Genomic DNA, 25247 nt, shown 5'->3' with positions numbered 1-25247 from the left:
AGTGAAAACTCTGCCTTTTTTCTTTTATATTTTCTGCAAAATAAAGATAAATAAATTGGTTTTTTTGACAACTTTTATAGTACTTCATACGTCTAACAAAACGTGTGTATTTGAAATTAGATTGGGAGGATAAATTGAATGACAAGCCCCACTCGCAGAAGAACTGCGACGCGCAGACGGAGAAAACTAAATAAAAGAGGCAAACTTTTGTTTGGTATGTTGGCCGCAATCATTTGTTTCACGATTTGGAATGCCATTCATCGAGAGGATGAAGAAGCCGAACCATCTCAAGAAGCTGCGGCGGTTTCTGATACCGGTCAGAAGCACGCTGATCAGAAGAAAAACAAAGCCAAAAAAACAGAGGAACAAATCAAAACAGTGGACCGCAATCAAAAAATCAGCAGTTATTTAAAAGAGATCGGCTTCAGCGGGACAGCCATGATCGTCAGAAATGGAGAAGTCGTAATCAATAAAGGTTTTGGTTACGCGGACCGCGAGCATCATATAAAAAACAATCCTGCGACATCCTTTTATGTCGGATCGTCACAAAAAGCGCTAATAGCAACCGCTATTTTGCAGCTTGAGGAAAAGGGAAAGCTTCAGACAAGTGATCCGGTCAGCGCGTATTTTCCCCATTTTCCCAATGGGGAAAATATTACATTAAAAAATCTGCTTACTCATACATCGGGAATAAACGGACATGTTGAAGGGAATGGCGCGATCACTCCGGATGACTTAATAAAAGACATAGAGCAGCAAGGAATCAAACGCCAGCCTGGAATATGGGACTATCGGGATTCTAACTATACAGTTCTCGCTTATATTGTTGCTGAAGTGAGCGGTGAGTCTTATGAACAATACATAACCAATCATATCTTTAAGCCTGCAGGGATGACGCACTCGGGTTTTTACAAGACATACGATAAGCAGCCTTATCCAGCTGTCGGCTATAAGCTGAAAGGCAGCAGGGCCGTCACACCGTATATGCCTGATTTATCTCAGCTTTATGGAGCAGGCGATATATATATGAGTGCTGCCGATATGTACAAATTTGACCAAGCACTGATAGACGGCAAGCTCTATTCGCAAGAAAGCTATGAAAAAATGTTCACGCCAGGGAGCAGTTCCACATACGGGATGGGATTTTATGTGGCTCCCGGAAGCTATTCAAACCACGGAGTCATGCCGGGCTTCAACGTATTGAACAGCTTCAGCAAATCCGGACAAACCGTTGTTGTTTTGTTGTCAAACATTCAAAATAACGCTAAACTTGGACAAGTGAACAATAAAATATACCAGCTTTTAAATTAGGAGTAATTTACGATCTTTTTTTTCAAAAGATTGGCGGATTCACGTTCGGCACGATAAATGGGGGCGGCTCGGCAAACGTTAAGCTGGCAAGCTTGACAAGTATTTCCGACACAATTACAATGAAGTTGTAACATTTGTTTTTTTAACATGATTGTTAAACCATTTAAACTTGACAAGGGCGATGAAACTTTCATTCCCTGTGAAGGTTCTGTATGTTGAGAAAACTAGACAATGTACATGCCGACACTTATTTTGAGCAACAACCAAGTTCATAGCAAGAGGAGGTGAAAGTATGACCCCAATTATGATGGTTCTCATCTCCATTTTGCTGATTCTACTCGGTTTAGTTGTTGGCTACTATGTTCGTAAAACCATTGCCGAAGCGAAAATTGCAGGCGCACGCGGTGCAGCCGAGCAAATTCTTGAAGATGCAAAGCGTGATGCTGAAGCACTGAAAAAAGAAGCTCTGCTTGAAGCAAAGGATGAAATCCACAAACTTCGAATAGATGCTGAACAAGAAGTTCGTGAAAGACGAAATGAGCTTCAAAAACAAGAAAACCGTTTACTCCAAAAGGAGGAAAACCTTGATCGCAAACATGAGGGAATTGATAAACGGGAAGCGATGTTGGAGAAGAAAGATCATTCTCTGAATGAACGACAACAACATATTGAAGAGATGGAAAGCAAAGTGGATGAGATGATTCGTATGCAGCAGTCAGAGTTGGAACGAATTTCGAGTCTGACTCGTGACGAAGCGAAACAAATCATTCTTGACCGGGTTGAAAACGAGCTTTCACATGACATCGCCATCATGACAAAAGAAACTGAGAACCGTGCGAAAGAAGAGGCGGATAAAAAAGCGAAAAACATTCTTTCACTCGCCTTACAGCGCTGCGCAGCGGACCACGTTGCCGAAACAACGGTATCAGTTGTCAATCTTCCAAATGATGAGATGAAAGGACGTATCATCGGCCGGGAAGGGCGTAACATTCGTACGCTTGAAACGCTGACAGGTATTGACCTGATTATCGATGATACCCCTGAAGCTGTCATCCTGTCGGGATTTGATCCGATCAGACGTGAGACAGCAAGGATTGCTCTTGATAAACTCGTTCAGGATGGCCGTATTCATCCGGCACGGATTGAAGAAATGGTTGAAAAATCTCGCCGCGAGGTCGATGACTACATTCGTGAGATGGGTGAGCAAACGACATTTGAGGTTGGCGTTCACGGCCTCCACCCAGATCTGATCAAGATTCTCGGCCGCTTAAAGTTCCGTACAAGCTACGGTCAAAATGTGCTTAAGCATTCCATGGAAGTCGCATTCTTGGCTGGGCTGATGGCATCGGAGCTTGGAGAAGATGCAAAGCTTGCTAAACGGGCGGGATTACTTCATGACATCGGAAAAGCGATTGACCATGAAGTAGAAGGAAGCCACGTTGAAATCGGAGTCGAGCTTGCGACTAAATATAAAGAGCACCCAGTCGTAATTAACAGTATTGCATCACACCATGGGGACGAGGAGCCGACTTCCATTATCGCTGTGCTGGTAGCTGCAGCAGATGCGCTTTCCGCTGCAAGACCTGGCGCAAGAAGTGAGACGCTCGAGAACTACATTCGAAGACTTGAAAAGCTCGAAGAAATTTCTGAGTCCTACGAAGGTGTTGAAAAATCATTTGCGATTCAGGCTGGACGTGAAGTGCGTATTATGGTGAAGCCGGATTCAATAAATGATCTTGAAGCTCATCGCCTGGCGCGAGATATCCGAAAACGAATTGAGGACGAGCTCGATTATCCAGGTCATATTAAAGTGACAGTCATTAGAGAAACTCGAGCCGTAGAGTATGCAAAATAAAGTGATGCGCTAAGCATCACTTTATTTTTTTGACGGCTGAGGAATAGAAAGGATTTACAAAATGAGAATTTTATTTATCGGAGATGTTGTCGGGTCACCGGGCCGCGACATGGTAAAAGAGTATGTGCCAAAGCTGAAAACAAAATACAAGCCGCATTTTACCATTATAAATGGCGAAAATGCCGCACATGGAAAAGGCTTAACAGAAAAAATCTATCACAGTTTAATACAGTCTGGCGCAGATGCGATCACGATGGGAAACCACACTTGGGACAAAAAAGAAATTTTTGATTTTATTGACGATGTCCCGAACTTAGTCCGTCCCGCAAACTTTCCGGAAGGAACACCGGGAAAAGGGATCACATATGTGAAAGCAAACGGTAAAGAACTTGCTGTTATCAACTTGCAAGGCCATACGTTTTTACCGCCGCTCGATGATCCGTTTTTAAAAGCGGATGAATTAATTGCCGAAGCTGCTAAAAGAACACCGTACATTTTTATCGACTTCCATGCGGAAGCGACAAGTGAAAAGCTCGCACTCGGCTGGTACACGGATGGACGGGCATCTGCTGTAGTAGGAACTCACACTCACGTGCAAACAGCGGATAACCGCATTTTGCCGAAGGGCACGGCATATATTACTGATGTAGGAATGACCGGCCCATATGACGGTATACTGGGGATGGACAGAGAAACGATTATCAAACGTTTCAAAACAAACCTTCCTGTGCGCTTTACTGTCGCTGAAGGAAAAACAACCCTGAGCGGAGTCGTCATTGATATAGACGATCAAACGAAAAAAGCCGTTAAAATCGAACGTATTTTAATCAATGATGATCACATGTTCTTTGAATAATTGATCACATGGTTATTTTATAAAAATATTAAAAAGAAAAGCAGGAATATAGCAACTCCTTAGTGAATATAGTAAAAATGGAAGGTAGCCCGCTATTTTTGAAAAGCATTGTGGGGATGGCTTTTTGGATAGCAACATCTAATAATGATTGTTCTAATGAACACTCACTTATCCATTGTAAAACTAAGGGGGAGCAGAAATGGAAATCTTAAAAGTTTCAGCAAAATCGAGTCCAAATTCAGTGGCAGGTGCGCTTGCAGGTGTGTTAAGAGAGCGCGGAGCCGCCGAGATTCAAGCAATTGGAGCGGGTGCTTTGAACCAAGCTGTAAAAGCTGTGGCAATCGCCAGAGGATTTGTGGCGCCAAGCGGGGTTGATTTGATTTGTATTCCGGCTTTTACTGATATTCAGATCGATGGTGAAGAAAGAACAGCGATTAAATTAATCGTGGAGCCTCGCTAAGAAAATTAAAGTATTCACAACCTGTTTGCATATGCAAGCAGGTTGTTTTTCATTTATTGTGATATTTTCTCTCAATAGTATTTTTATAATATAAATGAACCATATGTCATGTCTAAAAACGATTCCGGCTTTTTATAAAAAAAATTTAGCCCATTTTTCAAGACGGATACTTTTGTCTTTCCTAGGAAGACACATCTGTTTACGGTGATTCCAGATCATGGTACAATCCGGTTATAGCAAGACTTTTAAAGGAGGATTGTACATGCAGAGTGGAAAGATGAAAGCTGTAATGAAAAAACACGGTGCTTTCGGCGCTGTGCTGGCTGAAGTTCCCATTCCTGAAATCGATAAGCATGAAGTTCTTATAAAAGTTAAGGCAGCTTCCATTTGCGGCACGGATGTGCATATTTATAATTGGGACCAATGGGCACGGCAGAGAATAAAAGCTCCTTGTGTCTTCGGCCATGAGTTTAGTGGCATTGTCGAGGCTGTAGGCGAGAATGTCAGCAGTGTAAAAATCGGGGAGTATGTTTCTGCGGAAACACACATTGTATGCGGCACATGCGTCCCTTGTTTAACAGGAAAGCCTCATGTATGTAAAAATACGGCCATTATCGGAGTGGACACGGCAGGCTGTTTTGCGGAGTATGTCAAAGTGCCGGCCGAAAACGTTTGGAAGAACCCCGCGGATATGGACCCGGCGATTGCTTCCATTCAAGAGCCTTTAGGAAATGCCGTTCATACAGTTCTTGAGAGTCAGAACGCCGGAGGAACGACTGCCATTATTGGATGCGGGCCGATCGGACTTATGGCGGTAGCGGTCGCAAAAGCAGCAGGTGCAGCGCAGGTGGTCGCCATTGACAAAAATGAGTACAGATTAGCTCTCGCCAAACAAATGGGAGCCACAAGCACGGTCTCCGTCGAAAAAGAAGATCCGCTCAAAATTGTAAGCGCTTTAACAGGCGGGGAAGGAGCTGATCTCGTTTGTGAGATGTCGGGTCACCCTCTAGCTATCGCGCAAGGCCTAGCAATGGCTGCAAATGGCGGGAGATTTCATATTCTCAGCCTGCCGGAACATCCGGTTACCATCGACTTGACGAATAAAGTCGTGTTTAAAGGCCTTACTATCCAAGGGATCACAGGGAGAAAGATGTTTACGACATGGCGGCAGGTTTCACAATTTCTTAGAACAAACACACTGGATCTTTCACCTATTATTACCCATCAGTTTCCATTAGAAGAGTTTGAGAAAGGGTTTGAACTGATGAGAAGCGGACAGTGCGGAAAGGTTATTTTAATTCCATAAAAGGGGGATCAACATGACAAAAGAATTTGAGTTTCTAAAAGCAGAGCTTGAAAGAATGAAAGAAAACCATACATGGCAAGACGTTAAACAGGTTGAATCAATGCAGGGCCCTTCTGTTACAGTGAATCATAAAAAAGTCATTCAGCTTTCTTCTAATAATTACCTCGGATTTACTTCACACCCAAGACTCATCAAAGCTGCACAGGAAGCTGCTCAGCAATTTGGAGCCGGAACCGGTTCAGTCCGGACAATCGCCGGAACGTTTACCATGCATCAAGAATTGGAGAAAAAGCTGGCAGCCTTTAAAAAAACAGAGGCGGCACTTGTCTTCCAATCAGGCTTTACAACAAACCAAGGTGTACTTTCCAGCATTCTTTCAAAAGACGATATTGTCATTTCTGATGAATTGAACCATGCCTCTATCATTGATGGAATCAGATTGACTAAGGCGGATAAAAAGGTTTATCAGCATGTAAATATGAGTGATTTAGAGAAGGTGCTGAGAAAATCAATGAATTACCGCATGCGCTTGATTGTCACTGACGGCGTATTTTCAATGGATGGAAATATTGCTCCTCTGCCTGACATTGTGGAGCTCGCTGAGAAATATGACGCTTTTGTGATGGTTGATGACGCCCACGCATCCGGAGTGCTTGGCGAAAACGGCAGAGGGACGGTAAATCATTTCGGTCTTGACGGAAGGGTTCATATTCAAGTCGGAACGTTAAGCAAGGCAATCGGAGTTTTAGGGGGATACGCTGCCGGTTCAAAGGTGTTAATCGACTATTTGCGTCATAAAGGCCGTCCGTTTTTATTTAGCACGTCACATCCTCCGGCTGTAACTGCAGCTTGTATGGAAGCAATTGATGTCTTGCTGGAAGAGCTGGAGCATATGGAGCGTCTGTGGGAGAATACACATTATTTTAAATCAATGCTTGTCCAAATGGGTTTTACTCTCACACAGAGCGAGACGCCGATTTTGCCTATTTTAATAGGTGATGAGGGGGCAGCGAAGCAATTTTCTGATCAGCTTCTGTCACAAGGTGTTTTTGCACAAAGCATCGTTTTCCCGACTGTTGCAAAAGGAAAAGCCAGAATACGCACAATTATTACAGCCGAGCACACCAAAGAAGAACTGGATCAGGCGCTTGATGCCATTGAAAAGACAGCAAAGGAGCTTCAGCTATTGTAAGGAGAAAGGAACACTCTTCTCCCTTTCATTCCTTATTGATTATTATTCTCAATGAGTGTACAATGATAGGTTGCCAGTTGTGCAGATCTTCAATAACCTTTATACTGGAGGGTGGAAGTTTGGTTTGAAAGGAGAAATATCATATGAATGAAAAGCAAAAATTAGAGAGCGGACAAGTTAATCCATCGGACAAAAAATCCGAGAAGGATTACAGCAAGTACTTTGAAGCTGTCTACATTCCGCCTTCTTTAAAAGATGCGAAAAAACGCGGCAAAGAAGCCGTTACTTATCATAATGACTTTAAAATTTCTGAAGAATTCAAAGGCATGGGTGAAGGAAGAAAATTCTATATCCGGACGTATGGCTGCCAAATGAACGAACATGATACAGAAGTAATGGCAGGGATCTTTATGGCTCTTGGCTATGAAGCGACAAACTCTGTTGACGATGCCAATGTCATTTTGTTAAATACATGTGCAATCCGTGAAAATGCGGAAAACAAGGTATTCGGTGAGCTTGGACACTTAAAAGCACTCAAAAAAAATAACCCGGATCTTATCTTAGGCGTTTGCGGCTGTATGTCACAAGAGGAATCAGTCGTTAACAGGATTTTGAAAAAACATCCGTTTGTCGATATGATTTTCGGTACGCATAATATCCATCGTCTGCCGGAGCTTTTGTCTGAAGCATACCTTTCAAAAGAAATGGTCATAGAAGTTTGGTCCAAGGAAGGCGATGTCATTGAAAACCTTCCGAAAGTCCGCAACGGAAAAATTAAAGGCTGGGTCAACATCATGTACGGCTGTGACAAGTTCTGTACGTATTGCATCGTCCCGTATACACGCGGAAAAGAAAGAAGCCGCCGTCCGGAAGAGATCATTCAGGAAGTAAGAAGACTTGCAAGTGAAGGCTATAAGGAAATTACACTTTTAGGCCAAAACGTAAACGCGTACGGAAAAGACTTTGAAGATATGAACTACGGCCTTGGTGATTTGATGGATGAGCTGCGCAAAATCGATATCCCGAGAATCCGTTTCACAACGAGTCATCCGCGTGACTTTGATGATCACCTTATTGAAGTGCTTGCAAAAGGCGGCAATCTGCTCGATCATATTCATCTGCCGGTCCAATCAGGAAGCTCAGAGGTCTTGAAACTGATGGCACGCAAATATGACAGAGAGCGTTACATGGAGCTCGTCAGAAAAATCAAAGCGGCTATGCCAAACGCTTCTTTAACAACTGACATTATCGTCGGCTTCCCTAACGAAACGGACGAACAGTTTGAAGAAACGCTTTCATTATACCGTGAAGTGGAGTTTGACAGCGCCTATACGTTCATTTACTCTCCGCGTGAAGGCACACCTGCAGCAAAAAATGAAAGATAACGTTCCGATGAGAGTGAAAAAAGAACGCCTGCAGCGTCTGAACGCACTGGTTAATGAAATTTCTGCTAAAAAAATGAAGGAATATGAAGGCAAGGTTGTCGAAGTATTAGTTGAGGGCGAAAGCAAAAACAACCCTGAGGTTCTTGCCGGCTACACTGAAAAAAGCAAGCTTGTGAATTTCAAAGGACCAAAGGAAGCGATCGGCAAAATCGTTCGCGTGAAAATCCAGCAAGCGAAAACGTGGTCTCTTGACGGAGAAATGGCAGGAGAAGCAATCGAGGTGAAATAAGATGACGCTCTACTCTAAAAAAGACATTGTGCAGCAAGCACGAAACCTTGCAAAAATGATCTCTGAAACAGAAGAGGTTGATTTTTTCAAACGGGCTGAAGCGCAAATTAATGAGAACGCAAAAGTGTCTGTAATCATTAATCAGATTAAAGCCCTGCAAAAACAAGCTGTTAATCTGAAGCATTACCAAAAACTCGAAGCGCTCAAACAAGTAGAAGAAAAAATTGATGCGCTGCAAGAGGAGCTTGAAGACATTCCTGTCATCCAGGAATTCAGAGATTCTCAGGTTGAGGTGAATGACCTTCTGCAGCTCGTGGCGACCACCATTTCCAATCAGGTCACAAATGAAATCATTGCATCAACCGGAGGCGACCTTCTAAAAGGAGAAACCGGTTCGAAGATGAAACATTCAAATAACAGCTGTTCTCTTTAAACACGGTGCCTTTTCAGGCCCGTGTTTTTTTATGTTAAACTATTAAAAGAACTAAACAAACTATGTACTAAATATTCAATCTGTTTTGCCGCCTTTAGCCAAATAAACTTTATCGCACTTATGAGTAAAGTTTCTAGGCACCCCTGCATACAATGGAACAGAAACTTTGTATTTTTATATTTTATTTATAAAAATGCACACTAGACGAATGCCCAGCATAAGATAACACGAAGAAGAACAAGGAGGCATGCCGGAATGTCTGAATACAGGGAAATTATCACGAAGGCGGTAGTAGCGAAAGGCAGAAAATTTACACAGTGCACCAATACCATCTCCCCTGAGAAAAAACCGAGCAGCATTTTGGGCGGTTGGATTATCAATCACAAGTATGACGCAGAAAAAATCGGAAAAACCGTAGAAATTGAAGGGTATTACGATATAAACGTATGGTACTCTTACGCAGACAATACAAAAACAGAGGTTGTCACAGAACGAGTGAAGTACGTCGATGTGATTAAACTCAGATACAGAGATAACAATTACTTAGACGATGAGCATGAAGTGATTGCAAAAGTGCTTCAGCAGCCAAACTGCCTTGAAGTCACCATATCTCCAAATGGCAATAAAATTGTCGTGCAAGCGGAGAGGGAATTTTTGGCGGAAGTGGTAGGGGAAACAAAGGTTGTTGTAGAAGTGAATTCTGATTGGGAAGAGGATGACGAAGAGGATTGGGAAGACGAACTTGATGAAGAGCTGGAGGACATCAATCCTGAATTTTTAGTTGGAGATCCTGAAGAATAAAAAAGAGACTAGGGGAGTCGGTACCCCAAGTCTCTTTTTTATATAGACATATCATTCTTTTAACACTTTCTGTTTATGTTATAATGAAGGCTGGCAAATAGAAACGTTGATACATAGTGAGGGATTAAACAATGGCTACTTATACGCCTATGATACAGCAATATTTAAAAATAAAGGCAGAGCACCAGGATGCCTTTTTATTTTTTCGTCTCGGTGATTTTTACGAAATGTTTTTTGAGGACGCTAAAAAAGCATCACAAGAGCTGGAAATTACGTTAACAAGCAGAGACGGAGGCGCCGCTGAAAAAATACCGATGTGCGGTGTTCCGTATCATTCTGCTTCGGCATATATCGAGCAGCTTATTAAAAAAGGATACAAGGTGGCCATATGCGAACAAACGGAGGATCCAAAGGCTGCAAAGGGCGTCGTCAAACGTGAAGTCGTTCAGCTGATTACGCCTGGAACTGTAATGGACGGAAAAGGCATCCATGAATCAGAAAACAACTTTATTGCATCAGTTTCGGCCTGCTCAAACGGATACGGGCTGGCGCTGTCCGATTTAACAACGGGTGAAAATTTGGCTGTTTTAATTGAACGGCTGGAAGACGTCATATCAGAAATTTATTCGGTCGGCGCGCGGGAAATTGTCGTATCGGGAAGCCTTGATGAAAAGACGGTTGCTCAGCTGAAGGAGCGGTGCGGCGCTACCATTTCAATTGAAGATGGGGAAACGGATGAGCACGTTCAGATTATTGAGCATTTGCAGAATCCGGACGTAACGAAAACGTTTCTCCGTTTATATACGTATCTGAAAAGGACTCAGAAACGGAGCTTAGATCACCTTCAGCCTGTACAAGTGTATGAGCTTGAAGAAGCCATGAAAATCGACTTGTACTCAAAGCGAAATTTGGAGCTGACTGAAACGATCCGTTCAAAAAATAAAAAAGGCTCCCTGTTATGGCTGCTTGATGAAACAAAAACTGCGATGGGAGGGCGGCTGCTGAAACAGTGGATTGACCGTCCGCTTATCAGAGTGAATCAAATTGAAGAGCGTCAAGAAATGGTGGAAACATTAATGTCCCATTTCTTTGAACGGGAAGATCTGCGTGATCGTTTAAAGGAAGTCTATGATTTAGAACGCCTTGCAGGCCGTGTCGCATTCGGAAATGTCAATGCACGGGATCTCATTCAGCTGAAGGAATCATTAAAGCAAGTGCCCGGCATTAAACAGCTTGTTGCTTCACTGGCTCATAAGAAAGCGAAGGAGCGTGCAGAGCGGATTGACCCGTGCGGCGATGTTCTGGAATTACTGGAAGGAGCCCTGTACGAAAACCCTCCGATATCAGTAAAAGAAGGGAACCTGATCAAAGACGGGTACAATCAAAAACTCGATGAATACCGCGATGCTAGCAGAAACGGCAAAGACTGGATTGCCCGCCTTGAACAGCAGGAACGTGAATATACAGGCATTCGGTCATTAAAAGTCGGCTTCAATAAAGTATTTGGCTATTATATTGAAGTGACAAAGGCGAATTTGCACCTTCTTGAAGAAGGGCGTTATGAGCGGAAACAGACGCTAACGAATGCAGAACGCTATATTACACCTGAATTAAAAGAAAAAGAAGCGCTCATTTTGGAAGCGGAAAATAACATCTGCGAGCTGGAATACGAGCTGTTCACCGAGCTGCGTGAGAAAGTGAAATTGTATATTCCGCGTTTGCAGCAGCTCGCCAAACAGATGAGTGAGCTCGATGCGCTGCAATGCTTTGCGACAATTAGTGAAAATCGTCATTACACGAAACCTGAGTTTTCTAAAGATGAAGTTGAGGTCATAGAGGGCAGACACCCGGTTGTTGAAAAAGTAATGGACAGCCAGGAATACGTGCCTAACAACTGTGTGATGGGCGATAACAGACAGGTGCTGCTCATTACCGGACCGAACATGTCGGGGAAAAGCACATACATGAGACAAATCGCGCTCATCTCCATTATGGCGCAAATTGGCTGCTTTGTGCCCGCGAAAAAAGCTATGCTTCCGATTTTCGATCAAATTTTCACCCGAATCGGCGCGGCGGATGATTTGATTTCCGGACAAAGTACATTTATGGTGGAAATGCTTGAAGCCAAAAATGCGATTGTAAATGCAACCAAAAACAGCCTCATTTTGTTTGATGAAATCGGGCGGGGAACGTCCACATATGACGGCATGGCCCTTGCGCAAGCGATTATTGAATATGTTCATGACCATATTGGCGCCAAGACGCTGTTTAGTACGCACTATCATGAGCTGACGGTTCTTGAAGAAAAGCTTCCGCAGCTGAAAAATGTCCATGTTCGTGCTGAGGAATATAATGGAACGGTTGTCTTTCTTCATCAAATTAAAGAAGGGGCCGCTGACAAAAGCTACGGTATCCATGTCGCCCAGCTGGCTGAGCTGCCGGAAGATCTGATTTCGCGCGCTCAAGACATTCTAAAAGAACTTGAGCATTCAGGGAACAAACCGGAAGTGCCAGTGCAGAAACCTGAGGTACCAGTACAGAAACATGAGGTCAAAGAAGAGCCGGCACAGCTGTCCTTCTTTGACGAATCGGATAAACCGGCTGTATCACCAAAGCTTTCTAAAAAAGAAAAGCAAGTACTTGATATCTTTAAATCTCTGAATATACTTGATATGACACCGCTGGAAGCGATGAATGAAATGTACAAGCTGCAAAAGAAATTACATTAAAACGGGGTGATGAATGTGGCAAAAGTCATCCAGCTGTCAGATGAACTTTCAAATAAAATTGCGGCGGGCGAGGTTGTGGAACGGCCCGCCTCAGTCGTGAAGGAATTGGTGGAAAATGCCATCGGCGCTGACAGCACAGTCATTGAAATCGACATTGAGGAAGCGGGTCTTGCATCCATTCGTGTTCTGGATAATGGAGAAGGAATGGAAAATGAAGATTGCAAGCGTGCCTTCCGCCGCCACGCAACAAGTAAAATAAAAGATGAGAATGATTTATTCAGAGTGAGAACACTTGGTTTCAGGGGAGAGGCACTGCCAAGTATTGCGTCAGTCTCCCATCTGGAGATTACGACAAGCACGGGAGAAGGAGCGGGAACGAAGCTCATGCTCCAAGGCGGAAACATTATTTCTGAATCGCGTTCCTCAAGCAGGAAGGGAACCGAAATTGTCGTTTCCAATCTGTTTTTTAATACACCGGCCCGCTTGAAATATATGAAAACCGTTCATACAGAGCTTGGGAATATTACGGATGTGGTCAACCGGATTGCGCTGGCACATCCGGAGGTATCGATCCGCCTTCGCCATCATGGAAAAAATCTTCTCCAAACGAATGGAAATGGAGATGTGCGCCATGTCCTTGCCGCGATTTACGGTACGGCTGTCGCTAAAAAAATGCTGCCGCTTCATGTCAGCTCACTGGATTTTGAAGTGAAGGGATATATCGCTCTGCCAGAGATTACACGGGCATCGAGAAATTACATGTCGTCTGTCATCAATGGCCGTTATATTAAAAATTTCCCGCTCGTCAAGGCGGTGCACGAAGGATATCACACACTTTTGCCAATCGGACGCCATCCGATCACATTTATAGAAATCACCATGGACCCAATTTTAGTCGATGTCAACGTGCACCCTTCGAAGCTTGAGGTACGGCTCAGCAAGGAAACAGAGCTGCACGACTTAATTCGTGACGGCATAAAAGATGTATTTAAACAGCAGCAGCTGATACCGAGCGCACAGCTTCCGAAAAAGTCAGCACCTGTGATCAAAAATGAGCAGCAGATCATGACCTTTGATGATAAACCTTCTGAAAGAAAAGTGCCGGAAAAAGCGCCTATGCCTTCGTATTCACCAATGAAGCTCAGTTCAGTTGTCAAAGAACCAGTTGAGATAGAAGACGAATTGCCTTCAGAGCAGCTTGAAACTCATTCTGTGGCTGAAACAAAACAAGATATTGCAGAGCCTGCTGTTTCAGAGGAATTGCCTGAAGCATTCGAACAGGAGCCCGCTCAGGAACTTCAGCAGACATCATCTGAACGTGTGCCGATCATGTACCCGATTGGCCAGATGCATGGGACCTATATATTGGCGCAAAACGAAAACGGCTTATATATTATCGACCAGCATGCCGCCCAAGAGCGTATTAAATACGAATATTTTCGTGAAAAGGTCGGGGAGGTTGAGCCTGAGGTGCAGGACATGATTGTGCCGCTCACGTTCCATTATTCCACGAACGAGGCACTCATTATTGAACAGCATCAACAAGAGCTCGAAAGCGTAGGTGTCTTTTTAGAGTCTTTCGGCTCGAACAGTTACATCGTCCGCTGCCACCCGGCTTGGTTTCCAAAAGGAGAAGAAGCCGAGCTGATAGAAGAAATCATTCAGCAGGTGCTCGATTCGAAAAACATTGATATCAAAAAACTGCGCGAAGAAGCGGCGATTATGATGAGCTGCAAAGGTTCAATCAAAGCAAACCGCCACCTCAGAAACGACGAGATCAAAGCGCTACTGGACGATCTCCGAAGCACATCAGACCCATTTACATGCCCGCACGGCCGTCCGATTATGATTCATCATTCCACGTATGAGATGGAAAAGATGTTCAAACGGGTGATGTAGTGGATTTAGGCGAAGGGGAATATACCCTTTGCCCATATTTTGCCCATACATTTTTCAAGCATTTAGATATTCTTCGAATTGACCAATGCTTTTTTTATTGTGTTATGTATATAACATCAGCAGTCATAATAACTGTAGTATGGCCAAAGTCGTATTTAAGGTCTTCGCTTTCTAACAGCATGATTGCATGAGTATGCCTTAGATGCCTGCGGACACTAATCACTGTACAGAGAAATCTGTGCTTTGGTTGGTGTCCGTTTTTTGTTTGAACGGAGGGACGGCATGAAGAAGAGGAAGAAAAAGTCCAATAAAAACGAGCAGGAGCGCTCAGAATGGTTTTGGTGGATAATGATGGTTCAAGATAGGAGAACACTGAAAAGAGGCAAAGGCGGAGCTTTAAGACGCAAATAAACGTGAGGGTAAAAATATGAATCAATTAACATTAAACATTCCTTAAATTGACGAAGAAGCGACTAAACTAAAAGCAGAGAAGCTGCTTGATCAATACCGGATATATCTCTTACAGGTGCCAGATGATTTTTTGCCAAAGGTTACACCAACTTACAGCATTGTTCCGCCAAGCATTACGAATGAATTTCATTCATCGACGGAAGATGCAGCGTTAAAGCGTCTTGATTGGGAGATTCAGCGTGACAAATTCTTAAAAAGGATTCAAAAGGCTGTTAACCGGCTTTCTCAAAGAGAACGGCAGATCATCTTCATGCTCTATATGAAGCCGGAAGAAATGTACGATTATGAAGTATATGCAGAAATCGGAATGAGCCAGCGAAGTTACTATCGTGTAAAGGCAAAAGCTCTCTATAGGCTGGCGTTTGCTCTAAGAGAAGAAGTCTACAAGAAAGGGGCAGCTTCTTAATGAATTTTGTTCCGCCTATACGTGATCCGGAATGTATTTTCTACATCAAGAGGTTTTTAAAAGACCAAAACATGAGAATTACATGCTATTTGTGACCGGTATCAACTCAGGGCTCCGCATATCGGATATTCTGCAGCTGAGAGTGAGAGACGCGAAACGGCCATACTTCAATCTCATAGAGAAGAAAACGAAAAAGAAAAAGAGAATTGATATGACGCCAGCTCTTCAAAGAGAATTTAAGGCCTATGTCGAAGGGAAAGAGGACCATGAGTTTCTCTTTAAAAGCCGTGAAGGAATCAACAAGCCAATATCCCGGTCGATGGCATACAAGATTCTCAGGGCGGCTGCTGAGTATGTTGGTTTGGATGACATCGGCACTCATACATTGAGGATGTGTAAAGCCTTACGTATATTAATTAAAGATTGAATGCGTCTAACGCAAGGCTTTAACTAAGCGCAAATAAAGTGTTGAAGGTGTTACGCTCAGATAAAATTATTATCTTAAATTCTTTTTTATATTCGTTAAGGCGCTTTCCCGTCGTGGGGAAGGCGGAAGGCGCTTTTTATATTCTCTGTAAACTGCTTCCGGTAAATCTCAGGATAGACAATTGGCGGTACGGTGGCAATTTAGAAAGAATAAATATGTGATTTAAAGGGAATCGTTCGACAAATTTTGCGAACTGTTTCATTTCTAGTCCTCTTGTCTGATAATAAATCTAGAGGTGAAAGTTTATGAAATTTGAAGTTGTTTTTTGGTTTGATAATGAAAATTTAAGAACAGCTAAAGTAATTGCAGAATCTGAGAAAGCACTTATAAAAGAATTGCAAGAATGTGAACATTGGTATGAGTTTGAAGATGGTAAGCGTATAGCAAATGTTAATATGCGACTTGTCACGCAATTTGATGTGAAAAGAAAATAAAATAAAAAAGCATCCCTCGGGGTGCTTTTTTATTTGGGTAGCTGCGCGATGCAGGTGCACATGTGAACAGAGGAAAGGAACGTATGGGGGGATTAACTTTTGTCTATTAAAAAGTAGTTTGAAACAATCATGTAAGGTATACTCTTCTCATAATGGAGGGAGTTACATGAAATACATAATAATTACTTTGATATCTATTGGACTGCTTGCTGGCTGTTCAACCAGCAATGAAACGAAAAACAATGACACTGCGAAACAAAATGAAATAAACAAGGAATCAAACACAGACGGGTTGTCTATAGATGATGCTGGTGTTACTCAAGAAGACGAGTCTACAGACACAGCACGTACAGAAGGTAACGAAACAGTAAAGGAAATTGCTACTCAAGCGTCATACGAAGAATTAAATGTAAACGATCCACCAGTTGATAAAGTTGTGAAGATAACTGGCACAGTCGAGAGTGTAACGGATAAAGATTCGTTTATAATTTCTCAGGAAGAAGACGGTGAAAAGTGTTTGTATCTAGTGATGAACATGAGTTACTTAACATTAACTAAGGGTGATAAGGTTTCAGCTTACGGCCCGGTGCAAGAAGGTGAAGAGACACCGGTGATTACAGGCGTTCTAGTAGAAAGAGAGTAAGACATCCGATTGGGTGTCTTTTTATATTGGCAAAGGAGAGATTATGAATAGGATACAAAATATTCGAAGGAGCATTAAAGATGACTAAGCAATTCATCAAAAAGATTTTATATGTATCTTCACTCGCGAATGAGGACAGAGAGTGAGGGCTATGCCCCTAAGTCTATGAGAATATGAACCTCCTCTGGTTGCCCATTCCTGCCTCACCCGTAGCCGGGGCTGTGATGCACACTAGACACAGCAACAAGAAGAAACAAAACAATAACAAGTTTTTAGACATATTTTGATTTTTGTTTTGCATTCCAGGTTTCATTCCTCTAATTGTTTTACACTTTCTCTTGACCATATAGGAAAGTGAGGCGACGAAAATGTCATTACAGCATAAAACCGCTTGAATCAATCACAAGCAGCTTTTTATCGGTTCATGTTTTAGGCTGATCATCAAATGCTAGTTCAGTGAACGCCATAAATGCTGATATGACAAAGAGTAATGCGTCCGGAATATAAATAGAATCCATAAAGTAATCAACTAAACAAATTGTGATGAAATTAGCGATGAAATAAAAAACAAATGTGAAAAGTGCTGTTTTTCTGATAGAAAGTGAATGAATCATGATCAAAGAAACGGCTTTTGTTAGAGGGTCTATAACCAGTCCGGCAGCAAAGCATCCCAATATAAAAAACAATAAGGTTTGATTGGAATCGTATGTGATGCCGAGAATGGCAAATAGCCCTTTCATGCCGAAGAAATAACCGCCGAAGATCACAGCAGCTGCAATTGTGATAAGGAGGGCAATGGATACAATCACTATTATTTTTGAGCTTGGTTTTAAGTCTTTAAATGGCGTGTCGTGTTCTTTCTGGCTCACGTATTACACTCCTTACATGTTAGTGATTCACAATACAGCAGAATTCATCCCGAATATACTAAAATAATAATAAAAACAGGAGATGTTTCCTAGGCAAGTGCCTAATGAAAAAAACGAAAATCCGGCAGGTATACTGAGAAAGCAGAGGCTTTTATCATATAAGCTCCTTATCTAGATGACTTGCATAAAGTGTAACATATATTTACAAAAGTGAAAAAATCCTTTTTCTATTGAAAAAGGATTTTTTAGCGAGACTAATTTTAACTTCTTAGATTTTTTGAAGCTTTCGCTTTTTTCGGCCAGATAAAATAACTGGCGGTGATCAGGCAATCAATGCCCAGAATGATTGTCCATAGCTTTAAAACACTGCCCAGAGCTTCGGTACGGGTAGCATCATTAATAAAATAAATCATCCCGGCCAGCAGCCCGGCACCAATAAGGTAAGCGAGCACATGTCTGATCAAGCTTTTCGCATAATGTTTAGCATGATCCATTCCATAGCGCACAAGCGGTTTTGAGCCTTGCTTTGTTACATAATAACGGAATTTTTCATCCGCCCATTGGATCATTTGCTTGCCGAAAGCAATCGATACGCCGATGTACACTGCAGCAATCGCGTGCGCAGTAGTCGCAACGGCTCCGCGGTATAAGTCCGCGGACGTCATTATTAACAAAATCAGGTCAATGACAGGGGTTAAGGCAAAAAGAAGCAGCCCTAATTTATCTTGTTTAAATAGATAGCGTACGACAAGACCTAACACTATTACAACCCAAAATCCTATTTCGCAGAAGACAATCATCCAAGCGACACTGTTCAATCTGTTCCCCTCTTTCCGATACAGTTGTATTATTTAATATGATTTTACCATCTGCATTTTTATAAAACAACTGTATTATAAAAATTGCTCTTTGATTTTTTTCTTGGTAAAATAATGATATGCCAAAACAAATTGACCATGAAAAAAGAAGAAAACACATTGCAGAAGCGACATGGCGGGTGATTTTAGAACGAGGGATGGAGGGGGCCTCAGTCAGAAACATTGCCAAAGAAGCAGGACTGTCGTTAGGTGCGCTTCGCCATTATTTTTCAACTCAGGATGAATTGCTTGTTTTTGCAATGAAACTTGTGAAAGAAAAGGTGACAGACCGCATTAATGAAATTGCTGCCCATGATTTGCCGCCTAAAGAAAAAGTGTTACACATACTGCTTGAAATTGTCCCGACAAATGCTGAAACGATTAGAGAGATGGAGGTATGGTTTGCTTTTACTGTTTATGCGAGACATAAAGACAATATGTTTGATGAGGGACATGACGAAATTTACAAAGCAATTCGAAATCTGATTGACTACTTGGACCAGCTTCATTTATTGCAAAAACATGCTGATAAAGAAATAGAAGGAGAGAGGCTGTACGCTTTAATCGATGGCTTGGCTTTACATGCGATGTTTGACCCTCGCCGTGTGAATAAAGAACGGATCAAACGTGTGATTATGCAGCATTTACAATCTATCTGCGTGGATGAATCAGCCCAAGAGTGAATAGGTTACTGTAAAAAGTTATTCTTAATGGACAAGTCTCCAAAAAGAATAACTTTTTTTATGAGAATCAAGCCGTAACTGCAAGAATGAATTGAAGAATGGAAAAGCCGCATGCCGTTTGGTAAAGTGGGATGGAAGAGAGAATGAAAGAACTTCATATTGATAGGAATGGTGAAAATGGTTACTTATGCGGTACATACGATCAAAACATTTCATCACAGGTGGACTAACTATTGTTACATCATTGAAGATATTGTAAGCCGATCTGCAATAGTTGTTGATCCATCATGGGAATTGAGTAAAATAACTAATAAACTTTCTGAGCTGGAGGTTGATTTATCAGCAATTCTTTTAACGCACTCTCATTATGATCATGTAAATCTTGTTGAGCCGCTCTCGGCATTATTTCATCCTCAAGTGTATATGTCGAAAACAGAAATCGACTTTTACCAATTCAGATGCAAAAACTTAATTGCTCTTCAAGACCTTGAAACCATCAGCATAGGAATGACGAAAGCGCAATGTCTGCTTACACCTGGGCATACAGCCGGCGGGATGTGTTATTTATTTTCAGAAAGTATATTCACAGGAGATACGATTTTTACGGAAGGATGCGGGATATGTGAAGATCATGGCAGTTCCGCAGATGATATGTTCGACAGTGTTCAGAGGATAAAATCCATCGTTTCCCCAGAAGTGCGGGTTTATCCGGGGCATTCATTTGGTCAAGCACCAGGGCAAACAATAGGTGAGCTTTTAAAACATAATATTTATTTTCAGATTGATAAAAGAGAATATTTTGTGAAATTCCGCAATAGAAAAAATCAAAGAGGCATTTTTGATTTTAAATAAGTTTTTCCCGAAATCATTCTATTAGACTATTTTCTTTCTGCATCCGAAAGATTTGCCTTTTGAAAAATGATGACAAAGCACGGGTTGATTTTATTAAGTAATGAAATGAAGCTTATGTATCATCATCTTTTGGCACAAATGATATTTAGGTCTATTCTCTTATGTTTTACAGCGTGTCCAGATTCTTTATACCTTTATTGAAAAATGCAGAGAAAAAACGATGGAAAGTGTAGGAAAAATTAACTTGACGGATAATATTTACAGAGGTTACCATCAACATGAACATGCTACTATTTATCCGGGGCAATACTTATATTTTTTATAACGTAAGTCAGCAGGTAATTATATATGCGGGGAAGGGTGGCTTTAATAGAATGATCACATATGTTTTTCCGGGACAGGGTTCACAGAAACAGGGAATGGGCAGTGAGTTATTTGATGAGTTTAAAGAACTGACGGCACAAGCAGATGAGATCTTAGGGTATTCTATCAAACGCCTATGCATAGAAAATCCTTATTCAAACTTAAACAAAACGCAATTTACTCAGCCGGCCTTATATGTAGTGAACGCATTAAGCTACCTGAAAAAAATACAGGAAACAGACATAAAACCCGATTTTGTTGCCGGGCACAGCCTTGGAGAATACAATGCGCTATTTGCAGCTGAAGCCTTTGATTTTGAGACGGGGTTAAAGCTTGTCAGAAAAAGAGGCGAGCTGATGAGCATGGTAAGCAACGGCGGTATGGCGGCCGTTATGGGACTAAATGAAGAACAGGTTTCAGAGGTTTTGATAGATCATCATTTACATGCGATTGACATTGCGAATGTAAATGCTCCTTATCAAATTGTGATTTCAGGTCAAAAAGAAGATATTGACAAAGCCGCATCCATCTTTGAAGCCAAAACAGACGTTACGATGTTTCTCCCCTTAAACGTCAGCGGTGCGTTTCATTCCAGATACATGAATCATGCAAAGCAGGAGTTTGAACAGTTTCTTGACACTTTTCATTTTGCTCCTTTATCTATTCCGGTTATTTCTAATGTATATGCCAGACCGTACTCTTCTGAAGTAATTAAGCCGACACTGGCGGATCAAATCAACCATTCGGTAAAATGGACTGAAAGTATACGCTTTTTAATGGAAAAAGGTCAAATGGAGTTTGAGGAAATAGGACCGGGAAATGTGTTAACAGGATTGATCCGCCGCATTCAAACAGATGCGGAACCTATGACACGCTAACCCGATTTCTATACCAAAAGGCCTCAAATTCGGGTCTAAAGTATACGTGATGCATGATTCGATAGACACTGTTAAAACGGAAAGAATTTATATACTGTTACATAAAGAGGCTGATAAAAAAAGTTCGCTCTCTAGCGGACATTTGCACTATCGCAGTCAGTTTTTATATGACGATAAACCATCGCTCTCCTTTCAAGAGAACCGCCCTTTATTTCAAAAACATCTAAGTCATAATAGAGTCGATGTTTTTGGCGATGCCAAAATGATTCACATCAAATTCAGATGCTTCCAAGATCACTTCATTAACGAGCTTCCACATCCAGAACAACAAAACGAAAGCATTTTTCCATTCATGTTATAAACCATATAACGAGGCTTTTCTCACAGGCAGGCCAGCATCATCATATTTCCGTAACTCACCTATAAATACATAAAAAAAGAAGGTTATACAAATGAATGAACCACTCGTTTTTATGTTTTCCGGACAAGGCTCTCAGTACTATCATATGGGAAAAGAATTATTCAGCGGAAACACCGTTTTTCGCCAATGTATGCTTGAAATGGATGCCATTGTCTCTCGGCGAATCGGCATATCTATAGTCAATGAAATGTATCATCCCGCTAAGCGTGTATCGGATCCGTTTGACCGTGTCCTTTATACGCACCCCGCTATTTTTATGGTTGAGTATTCTTTATATCGGGTTTTCGCAGAAAAGGGAATCCAGCCTGATTACGTGCTGGGGGCAAGTCTGGGAGAATTCGCGTCAGCTGCTGCTTCCGGTGTTTTAGACGCAAAAGAGATACTGGAATGCATACTTGAACAGGCTACCGTCATCGAAAAATACTGCGATAAAGGAAAAATGCTGGCTATACTCGACAAACCGCAACTATTACTTGATCATCCGCAGCTATTTGAAAATAGTGAATTAACCTCCATTCATTATGATTCGCACTTTGTCATTTCGGGAGAAAGTGAAAACATACAGCAGATCACTGATGTCCTGAGAGAGAACGAGATTCTCTGCCAGCCGCTGCCTGTATCCTACGGATTTCATTCTTCCCTTATTGATCCTGCAGAAGATATATATAAAGAATTTTTAAGATCAAAATCTTTTAAACACCCTAAAATTCCGTTGGTATCCTGTTTAACGGGAAGCAGCATTCGCGAGATTCATAACGATTTCTTTTGGGATACTGTAAGAAGACCAATGAGATTTCGAGAAGCTATTCAATTTTTGGAAAGTCAGCATACGTGCTATTTCATTGATTTGGGGCCTTCAGGAACCTTAGCTGCGTTTGTTAAACAATTAATCTCGGGAGATTCAGCGAATCGCTGTTATTCAATCATCACACCATTTCATCAGGAGCTGAAAAATCTGGAGATGGTTGAGCGTTTACAGAAACTAGAAAGGAAGTAAACAAGATGATTACATATGTTTTTCCGGGACAAGGCTCCCAGCAAAAAGGAATGGGACAAGGACTTTTTGAGCAATATCAGCATTTGACGGACCAAGCAGATCAAATACTTGGATATTCAATCAAAAAACTCTGTACTGAAAAAGGCTATTTCGATGTCAATCATACTCAATATACTCAGCCGGCTTTATACGTGGTCAATGCACTCAGTTATTTGAAAAAGCTGGAGGAGACCGGAGAAAAACCTGATTTTGCGGCGGGGCATAGCTTAGGAGAATACAACGCGCTGTTTGCAGCAGGCGCATTTGACTTTGGGACAGGCTTAAAGCTGGTGAAAAAAAGAGGCGAGCTGATGGGACGGATTACTGGAGGCGGTATGGCTGCGGTGATCGGTTTAGATAAGGAACAAGTTGCATCCGTATTAGAAGAACATCATTTACATACGATTGATGTGGCAAATGAGAATACACCTCGGCAAATTGTGATTTCCGGGCAAAAAAAAGATATTGAAAAAGCGAGAGCTGTTTTTGAAACCATCCAGGATGTAAAGCTGTTTCACCCATTAAACGTAAGCGGAGCTTTTCATTCCAGGTATATGAATGAAGCAAAACAAGAATTTAAGCAATTTATAGAAACTTTCCATTTTTCGCCTTTGTCTTTTCCAGTTATCTCGAATGTATATGCAGAGCCTTATCAACAGGAAAGGCTGAAAGAGACCCTGTCTCAACAAATGAACAGCACGGTTAGATGGACAGACAGCATTCGTTTTCTTATGGGAAGAGGAGCAATGGAGTTTGAAGAAGTCGGTCCTGGAAAGGTGTTAACCGGCTTAATTACCCGCATAAAAAATGAAGCGGAGCCGTTAACACATCCTGCTGATTCAACAGAGAAAAATGCCTCTAATGGCCAGCAAAATGAACAAGCAGAGAGTGACGCCCATTCAGCTCGAATGTCTGCTGAAATTACAGCTCATTCATTAGGAAGTGCCGAGTTTAAAAAAGACTATCAACTTACATATGCTTATCTTGCAGGAGGAATGTACCGCGGAATTGCATCGAAAGAAATGGTTGTAAAGATGTCAAAAGCGGGGATGATGGGATTCTTTGGCACGGGCGGTTTGGATCTGAATGACGTTGAGGATGCGATTCTGTCTATTCAAGGCGAATTGGGGCAGGGACAAGCCTATGGCATTAACCTGGTGCACAATATGAAGCATATTGAATCAGAAGAAAAAATGATTGATCTTTTATTGAAACATAATGTGAGACATTTGGAAGCCTCTGCATTTCTAAGTGTCACGCCTGCTTTAGTAAGATATCGCGCCAAAGGATTGAAACGGCGTCCAAACGGTGAAGTGACATGTGCAAATCGAATGATAGCGAAAATCTCAAGGCCAGAGGTTGCCGAATCCTTTATGAGTCCTGCGCCGGAGAATATGGTAGAAAAGCTTTTAAGAGAAAACAAAATCACAACGAGTGAAGCTGAGTTATTGCGGGAGATCCCTGTGGCAGAGGATATTTGTGTGGAAGCCGACTCAGGCGGTCATACGGACGGCGGTGTCGCATACAGTTTGATGCCGGCGATGACATTATTAAGAGACGAAATGATGAAAAAGTATCGATATAACAAAAAAATACGCGTCGGTGCGGCAGGCGGGATAGGAACTCCTGAGGCGGCGATGGCTGCCTTTATGCTCGGTGCTGATTTTATCTTAACCGGCTCAATCAATCAGTGTACGGTTGAAGCGGCCACAAGTGACAGAGTGAAAGATTTATTGCAGCAAATGAATGTTCAAGATACGGCGTATGCGCCAGCGGGTGATATGTTCGAATCGGGCAGCAAAGTGCAAGTGCTGAAAAAAGGTGTGTTTTTTCCGGCGCGAGCCAGCAAGCTGCATGAACTTTACCAGCGATTTGGATCATTGAGTGAGATCGATCAAAAGACCTTAACTCAGCTAGAGGAGAAATATTTTAAACGCAGTATCGAAAAAATATATGAAGATATTAAATTACACTATCCATCGGCAGAGATTGAGAAGGCCGAACGGAATCCGAAACATAAGATGGCATTGATTTTCAGATGGTACTTTAGGTACAGCTCGCAATTGGCGATCAGCGGAAGCGAAGAGTCTAAAGTCGATTATCAAGTTCACTGCGGCCCGGCGTTAGGGGCTTTTAATCAATGGGTGAAAGGCTCGGAATTAGAGAGCTGGCGGAACCGTCATGTGGATGACATCGGGAAAATATTAATGACAGAAACCGCAAAGTTACTTAACGACAGAATTGCATTATTTTCTCAAAAGGCGCTTTAAAGTCTATTGTGCAATAATAAAAGATTGAATATTGCGAAAGAAATGGTTGAAGCCTGCATGT

21 protein-coding genes and 2 pseudogenes are annotated in these 25247 nt (G+C 42.0%); 21 read left to right on the top strand and 2 right to left on the bottom strand.

The genetic code is table 11. The annotated features are described in order from the left end of the window. The first annotated feature begins 138 nt into the window (after positions 1 to 138). The 16 genes and pseudogenes from AU387_RS11990 (at position 139) to AU387_RS11920 (ending at position 16957) form a co-directional block, all read left to right on the top strand. Positions 139 to 1311 carry a serine hydrolase domain-containing protein gene (locus AU387_RS11990; protein ID WP_059335779.1) on the top strand — a complete coding sequence of 391 codons (1173 nt, stop codon included), beginning with the start codon at positions 139 to 141 and terminating at the stop codon, positions 1309 to 1311. 292 nt (positions 1312 to 1603) lie between these two features. Continuing rightward, the gene (rny, locus tag AU387_RS11985) at positions 1604 to 3166 is read left to right on the top strand and encodes a ribonuclease Y (protein WP_010334309.1); all 1563 of its coding nucleotides are present in this window, start codon (positions 1604 to 1606) and stop codon (positions 3164 to 3166) included. A 61-nt stretch (positions 3167 to 3227) separates the two neighbouring features. Continuing rightward, a complete protein-coding gene (gene ymdB / locus AU387_RS11980) occupies positions 3228 to 4022 on the top strand; it encodes a 2',3'-cyclic-nucleotide 2'-phosphodiesterase (RefSeq protein WP_059335778.1) in 795 nt (264 codons plus the stop codon). Positions 4023 to 4221: 199 nt separating this feature from the next. After that, positions 4222 to 4482 (top strand): stage V sporulation protein SpoVS, encoded by a 261-nt coding sequence (spoVS, locus tag AU387_RS11975; RefSeq protein WP_003154135.1) that lies wholly within the window; start codon positions 4222 to 4224, stop codon positions 4480 to 4482. 262 nt (positions 4483 to 4744) lie between these two features. Continuing rightward, complete coding sequence (gene tdh / locus AU387_RS11970; RefSeq protein WP_059335777.1) at positions 4745 to 5788, top strand: L-threonine 3-dehydrogenase; 1044 nt, start codon at positions 4745 to 4747, stop codon at positions 5786 to 5788. 13 nt (positions 5789 to 5801) lie between these two features. Beyond that, positions 5802 to 6980 (top strand): glycine C-acetyltransferase, encoded by a 1179-nt coding sequence (locus AU387_RS11965; protein WP_059335776.1) that lies wholly within the window; start codon positions 5802 to 5804, stop codon positions 6978 to 6980. A 143-nt stretch (positions 6981 to 7123) separates the two neighbouring features. Continuing rightward, positions 7124 to 8654: pseudogene (miaB, locus tag AU387_RS11960) on the top strand (tRNA (N6-isopentenyl adenosine(37)-C2)-methylthiotransferase MiaB). 1 nt (position 8655) lies between these two features. After that, entirely contained in the window at positions 8656 to 9087 is a 432-nt protein-coding gene (gene ricA, locus AU387_RS11955) for a regulatory iron-sulfur-containing complex subunit RicA (RefSeq protein WP_010334317.1), read from the top strand. Between the two features lie 255 nt (positions 9088 to 9342). After that, a complete protein-coding gene (gene cotE / locus AU387_RS11950) occupies positions 9343 to 9888 on the top strand; it encodes an outer spore coat protein CotE (protein WP_024121461.1) in 546 nt (181 codons plus the stop codon). Between the two features lie 131 nt (positions 9889 to 10019). After that, positions 10020 to 12617 carry a DNA mismatch repair protein MutS gene (mutS, locus tag AU387_RS11945; protein WP_059335775.1) on the top strand — a complete coding sequence of 866 codons (2598 nt, stop codon included), beginning with the start codon at positions 10020 to 10022 and terminating at the stop codon, positions 12615 to 12617. A gap of 15 nt (positions 12618 to 12632) precedes the next feature. After that, on the top strand, positions 12633 to 14516 hold the full coding sequence (gene mutL / locus AU387_RS11940; RefSeq protein ID WP_059335774.1) for a DNA mismatch repair endonuclease MutL: 1884 nt from the start codon (positions 12633 to 12635) through the stop codon (positions 14514 to 14516). 282 nt (positions 14517 to 14798) lie between these two features. Further along, on the top strand, positions 14799 to 14927 hold the full coding sequence (locus tag AU387_RS22225) for a hypothetical protein (RefSeq protein ID WP_044155830.1): 129 nt from the start codon (positions 14799 to 14801) through the stop codon (positions 14925 to 14927). A gap of 46 nt (positions 14928 to 14973) precedes the next feature. Beyond that, the gene (locus AU387_RS11935; RefSeq protein ID WP_232460813.1) at positions 14974 to 15393 is read left to right on the top strand and encodes an ArpU family phage packaging/lysis transcriptional regulator; all 420 of its coding nucleotides are present in this window, start codon (positions 14974 to 14976) and stop codon (positions 15391 to 15393) included. Then, positions 15393 to 15784: pseudogene (locus AU387_RS11930) on the top strand (tyrosine-type recombinase/integrase); the annotation flags it as partial. The gene AU387_RS11935 and the pseudogene AU387_RS11930, both read left to right, overlap by 1 nt. Before the next feature lie 341 nt (positions 15785 to 16125). Then, entirely contained in the window at positions 16126 to 16314 is a 189-nt protein-coding gene (locus AU387_RS11925; protein ID WP_024121464.1) for a hypothetical protein, read from the top strand. A 166-nt stretch (positions 16315 to 16480) separates the two neighbouring features. Further along, a complete protein-coding gene (locus AU387_RS11920) occupies positions 16481 to 16957 on the top strand; it encodes a putative periplasmic lipoprotein (RefSeq protein ID WP_059292751.1) in 477 nt (158 codons plus the stop codon). Between the two features lie 422 nt (positions 16958 to 17379). Here AU387_RS11920 and AU387_RS11915 read toward each other — a convergent pair whose 3' ends face one another. Both AU387_RS11915 and AU387_RS11910 read right to left on the bottom strand, forming a co-directional pair. After that, positions 17380 to 17826 (bottom strand): YrvL family regulatory protein, encoded by a 447-nt coding sequence (locus tag AU387_RS11915; RefSeq protein ID WP_059292750.1) that lies wholly within the window; start codon positions 17824 to 17826, stop codon positions 17380 to 17382. Positions 17827 to 18086: 260 nt separating this feature from the next. Further along, on the bottom strand, positions 18087 to 18644 hold the full coding sequence (locus AU387_RS11910; RefSeq protein ID WP_059335773.1) for a hypothetical protein: 558 nt from the start codon (positions 18642 to 18644) through the stop codon (positions 18087 to 18089). Positions 18645 to 18763: 119 nt separating this feature from the next. On the opposite strand from AU387_RS11910, the gene AU387_RS11905 reads away from it, so the two are divergent. The 5 genes from AU387_RS11905 to fabD (AU387_RS11885) all read left to right on the top strand — a co-directional run bounded on the left by AU387_RS11905 (position 18764) and on the right by fabD (AU387_RS11885) (position 25186). Next, the gene (locus AU387_RS11905) at positions 18764 to 19366 is read left to right on the top strand and encodes a TetR/AcrR family transcriptional regulator (protein ID WP_044155825.1); all 603 of its coding nucleotides are present in this window, start codon (positions 18764 to 18766) and stop codon (positions 19364 to 19366) included. 177 nt (positions 19367 to 19543) lie between these two features. After that, positions 19544 to 20218, top strand: coding sequence for an MBL fold metallo-hydrolase (locus tag AU387_RS11900; RefSeq protein ID WP_044155824.1), 675 nt, complete (start codon positions 19544 to 19546; stop codon positions 20216 to 20218). 374 nt (positions 20219 to 20592) lie between these two features. Further along, positions 20593 to 21459 carry an ACP S-malonyltransferase gene (gene fabD / locus AU387_RS11895; protein ID WP_059292748.1) on the top strand — a complete coding sequence of 289 codons (867 nt, stop codon included), beginning with the start codon at positions 20593 to 20595 and terminating at the stop codon, positions 21457 to 21459. Positions 21460 to 21911: 452 nt separating this feature from the next. After that, positions 21912 to 22877, top strand: a complete 966-nt coding sequence (locus tag AU387_RS11890) for an acyltransferase domain-containing protein (RefSeq protein ID WP_059335772.1) — start codon at positions 21912 to 21914, stop codon at positions 22875 to 22877. 5 nt (positions 22878 to 22882) lie between these two features. Continuing rightward, positions 22883 to 25186: an ACP S-malonyltransferase gene (gene fabD / locus AU387_RS11885; RefSeq protein ID WP_059335771.1), complete on the top strand. Its 2304-nt coding sequence runs from the start codon at positions 22883 to 22885 to the stop codon at positions 25184 to 25186. Positions 25187 to 25247: the final 61 nt, after the last annotated feature.

Origin of the sequence: Bacillus halotolerans, from assembly GCF_001517105.1 — a bacterium.
In the GTDB taxonomy this organism is placed as follows: domain Bacteria; phylum Bacillota; class Bacilli; order Bacillales; family Bacillaceae; genus Bacillus; species Bacillus halotolerans.
This window is presented reverse-complemented; position numbering and strand designations above follow the sequence as displayed.

Excerpts from the sequence above, each read along its gene's own strand:
- AU387_RS11990 (WP_059335779.1), top strand. The coding sequence starts at position 139 with ATGACAAGCCCCACTCGCAGAAGAACTGCGACGCGCAGACGGAGAAAA.
- rny (WP_010334309.1), top strand. The coding sequence starts at position 1,604 with ATGACCCCAATTATGATGGTTCTCATCTCCATTTTGCTGATTCTACTC.
- ymdB (WP_059335778.1), top strand. The coding sequence starts at position 3,228 with ATGAGAATTTTATTTATCGGAGATGTTGTCGGGTCACCGGGCCGCGAC.
- spoVS (WP_003154135.1), top strand. The coding sequence starts at position 4,222 with ATGGAAATCTTAAAAGTTTCAGCAAAATCGAGTCCAAATTCAGTGGCA.
- tdh (WP_059335777.1), top strand. The coding sequence starts at position 4,745 with ATGCAGAGTGGAAAGATGAAAGCTGTAATGAAAAAACACGGTGCTTTC.
- AU387_RS11965 (WP_059335776.1), top strand. The coding sequence starts at position 5,802 with ATGACAAAAGAATTTGAGTTTCTAAAAGCAGAGCTTGAAAGAATGAAA.
- ricA (WP_010334317.1), top strand. The coding sequence starts at position 8,656 with ATGACGCTCTACTCTAAAAAAGACATTGTGCAGCAAGCACGAAACCTT.
- cotE (WP_024121461.1), top strand. The coding sequence starts at position 9,343 with ATGTCTGAATACAGGGAAATTATCACGAAGGCGGTAGTAGCGAAAGGC.
- mutS (WP_059335775.1), top strand. The coding sequence starts at position 10,020 with ATGGCTACTTATACGCCTATGATACAGCAATATTTAAAAATAAAGGCA.
- AU387_RS22225 (WP_044155830.1), top strand. The coding sequence starts at position 14,799 with ATGAAGAAGAGGAAGAAAAAGTCCAATAAAAACGAGCAGGAGCGCTCA.
- AU387_RS11925 (WP_024121464.1), top strand. The coding sequence starts at position 16,126 with ATGAAATTTGAAGTTGTTTTTTGGTTTGATAATGAAAATTTAAGAACA.
- AU387_RS11920 (WP_059292751.1), top strand. The coding sequence starts at position 16,481 with ATGAAATACATAATAATTACTTTGATATCTATTGGACTGCTTGCTGGC.
- AU387_RS11905 (WP_044155825.1), top strand. The coding sequence starts at position 18,764 with ATGCCAAAACAAATTGACCATGAAAAAAGAAGAAAACACATTGCAGAA.
- AU387_RS11900 (WP_044155824.1), top strand. The coding sequence starts at position 19,544 with ATGGTTACTTATGCGGTACATACGATCAAAACATTTCATCACAGGTGG.
- fabD (WP_059292748.1), top strand. The coding sequence starts at position 20,593 with ATGATCACATATGTTTTTCCGGGACAGGGTTCACAGAAACAGGGAATG.
- AU387_RS11890 (WP_059335772.1), top strand. The coding sequence starts at position 21,912 with ATGAATGAACCACTCGTTTTTATGTTTTCCGGACAAGGCTCTCAGTAC.
- fabD (WP_059335771.1), top strand. The coding sequence starts at position 22,883 with ATGATTACATATGTTTTTCCGGGACAAGGCTCCCAGCAAAAAGGAATG.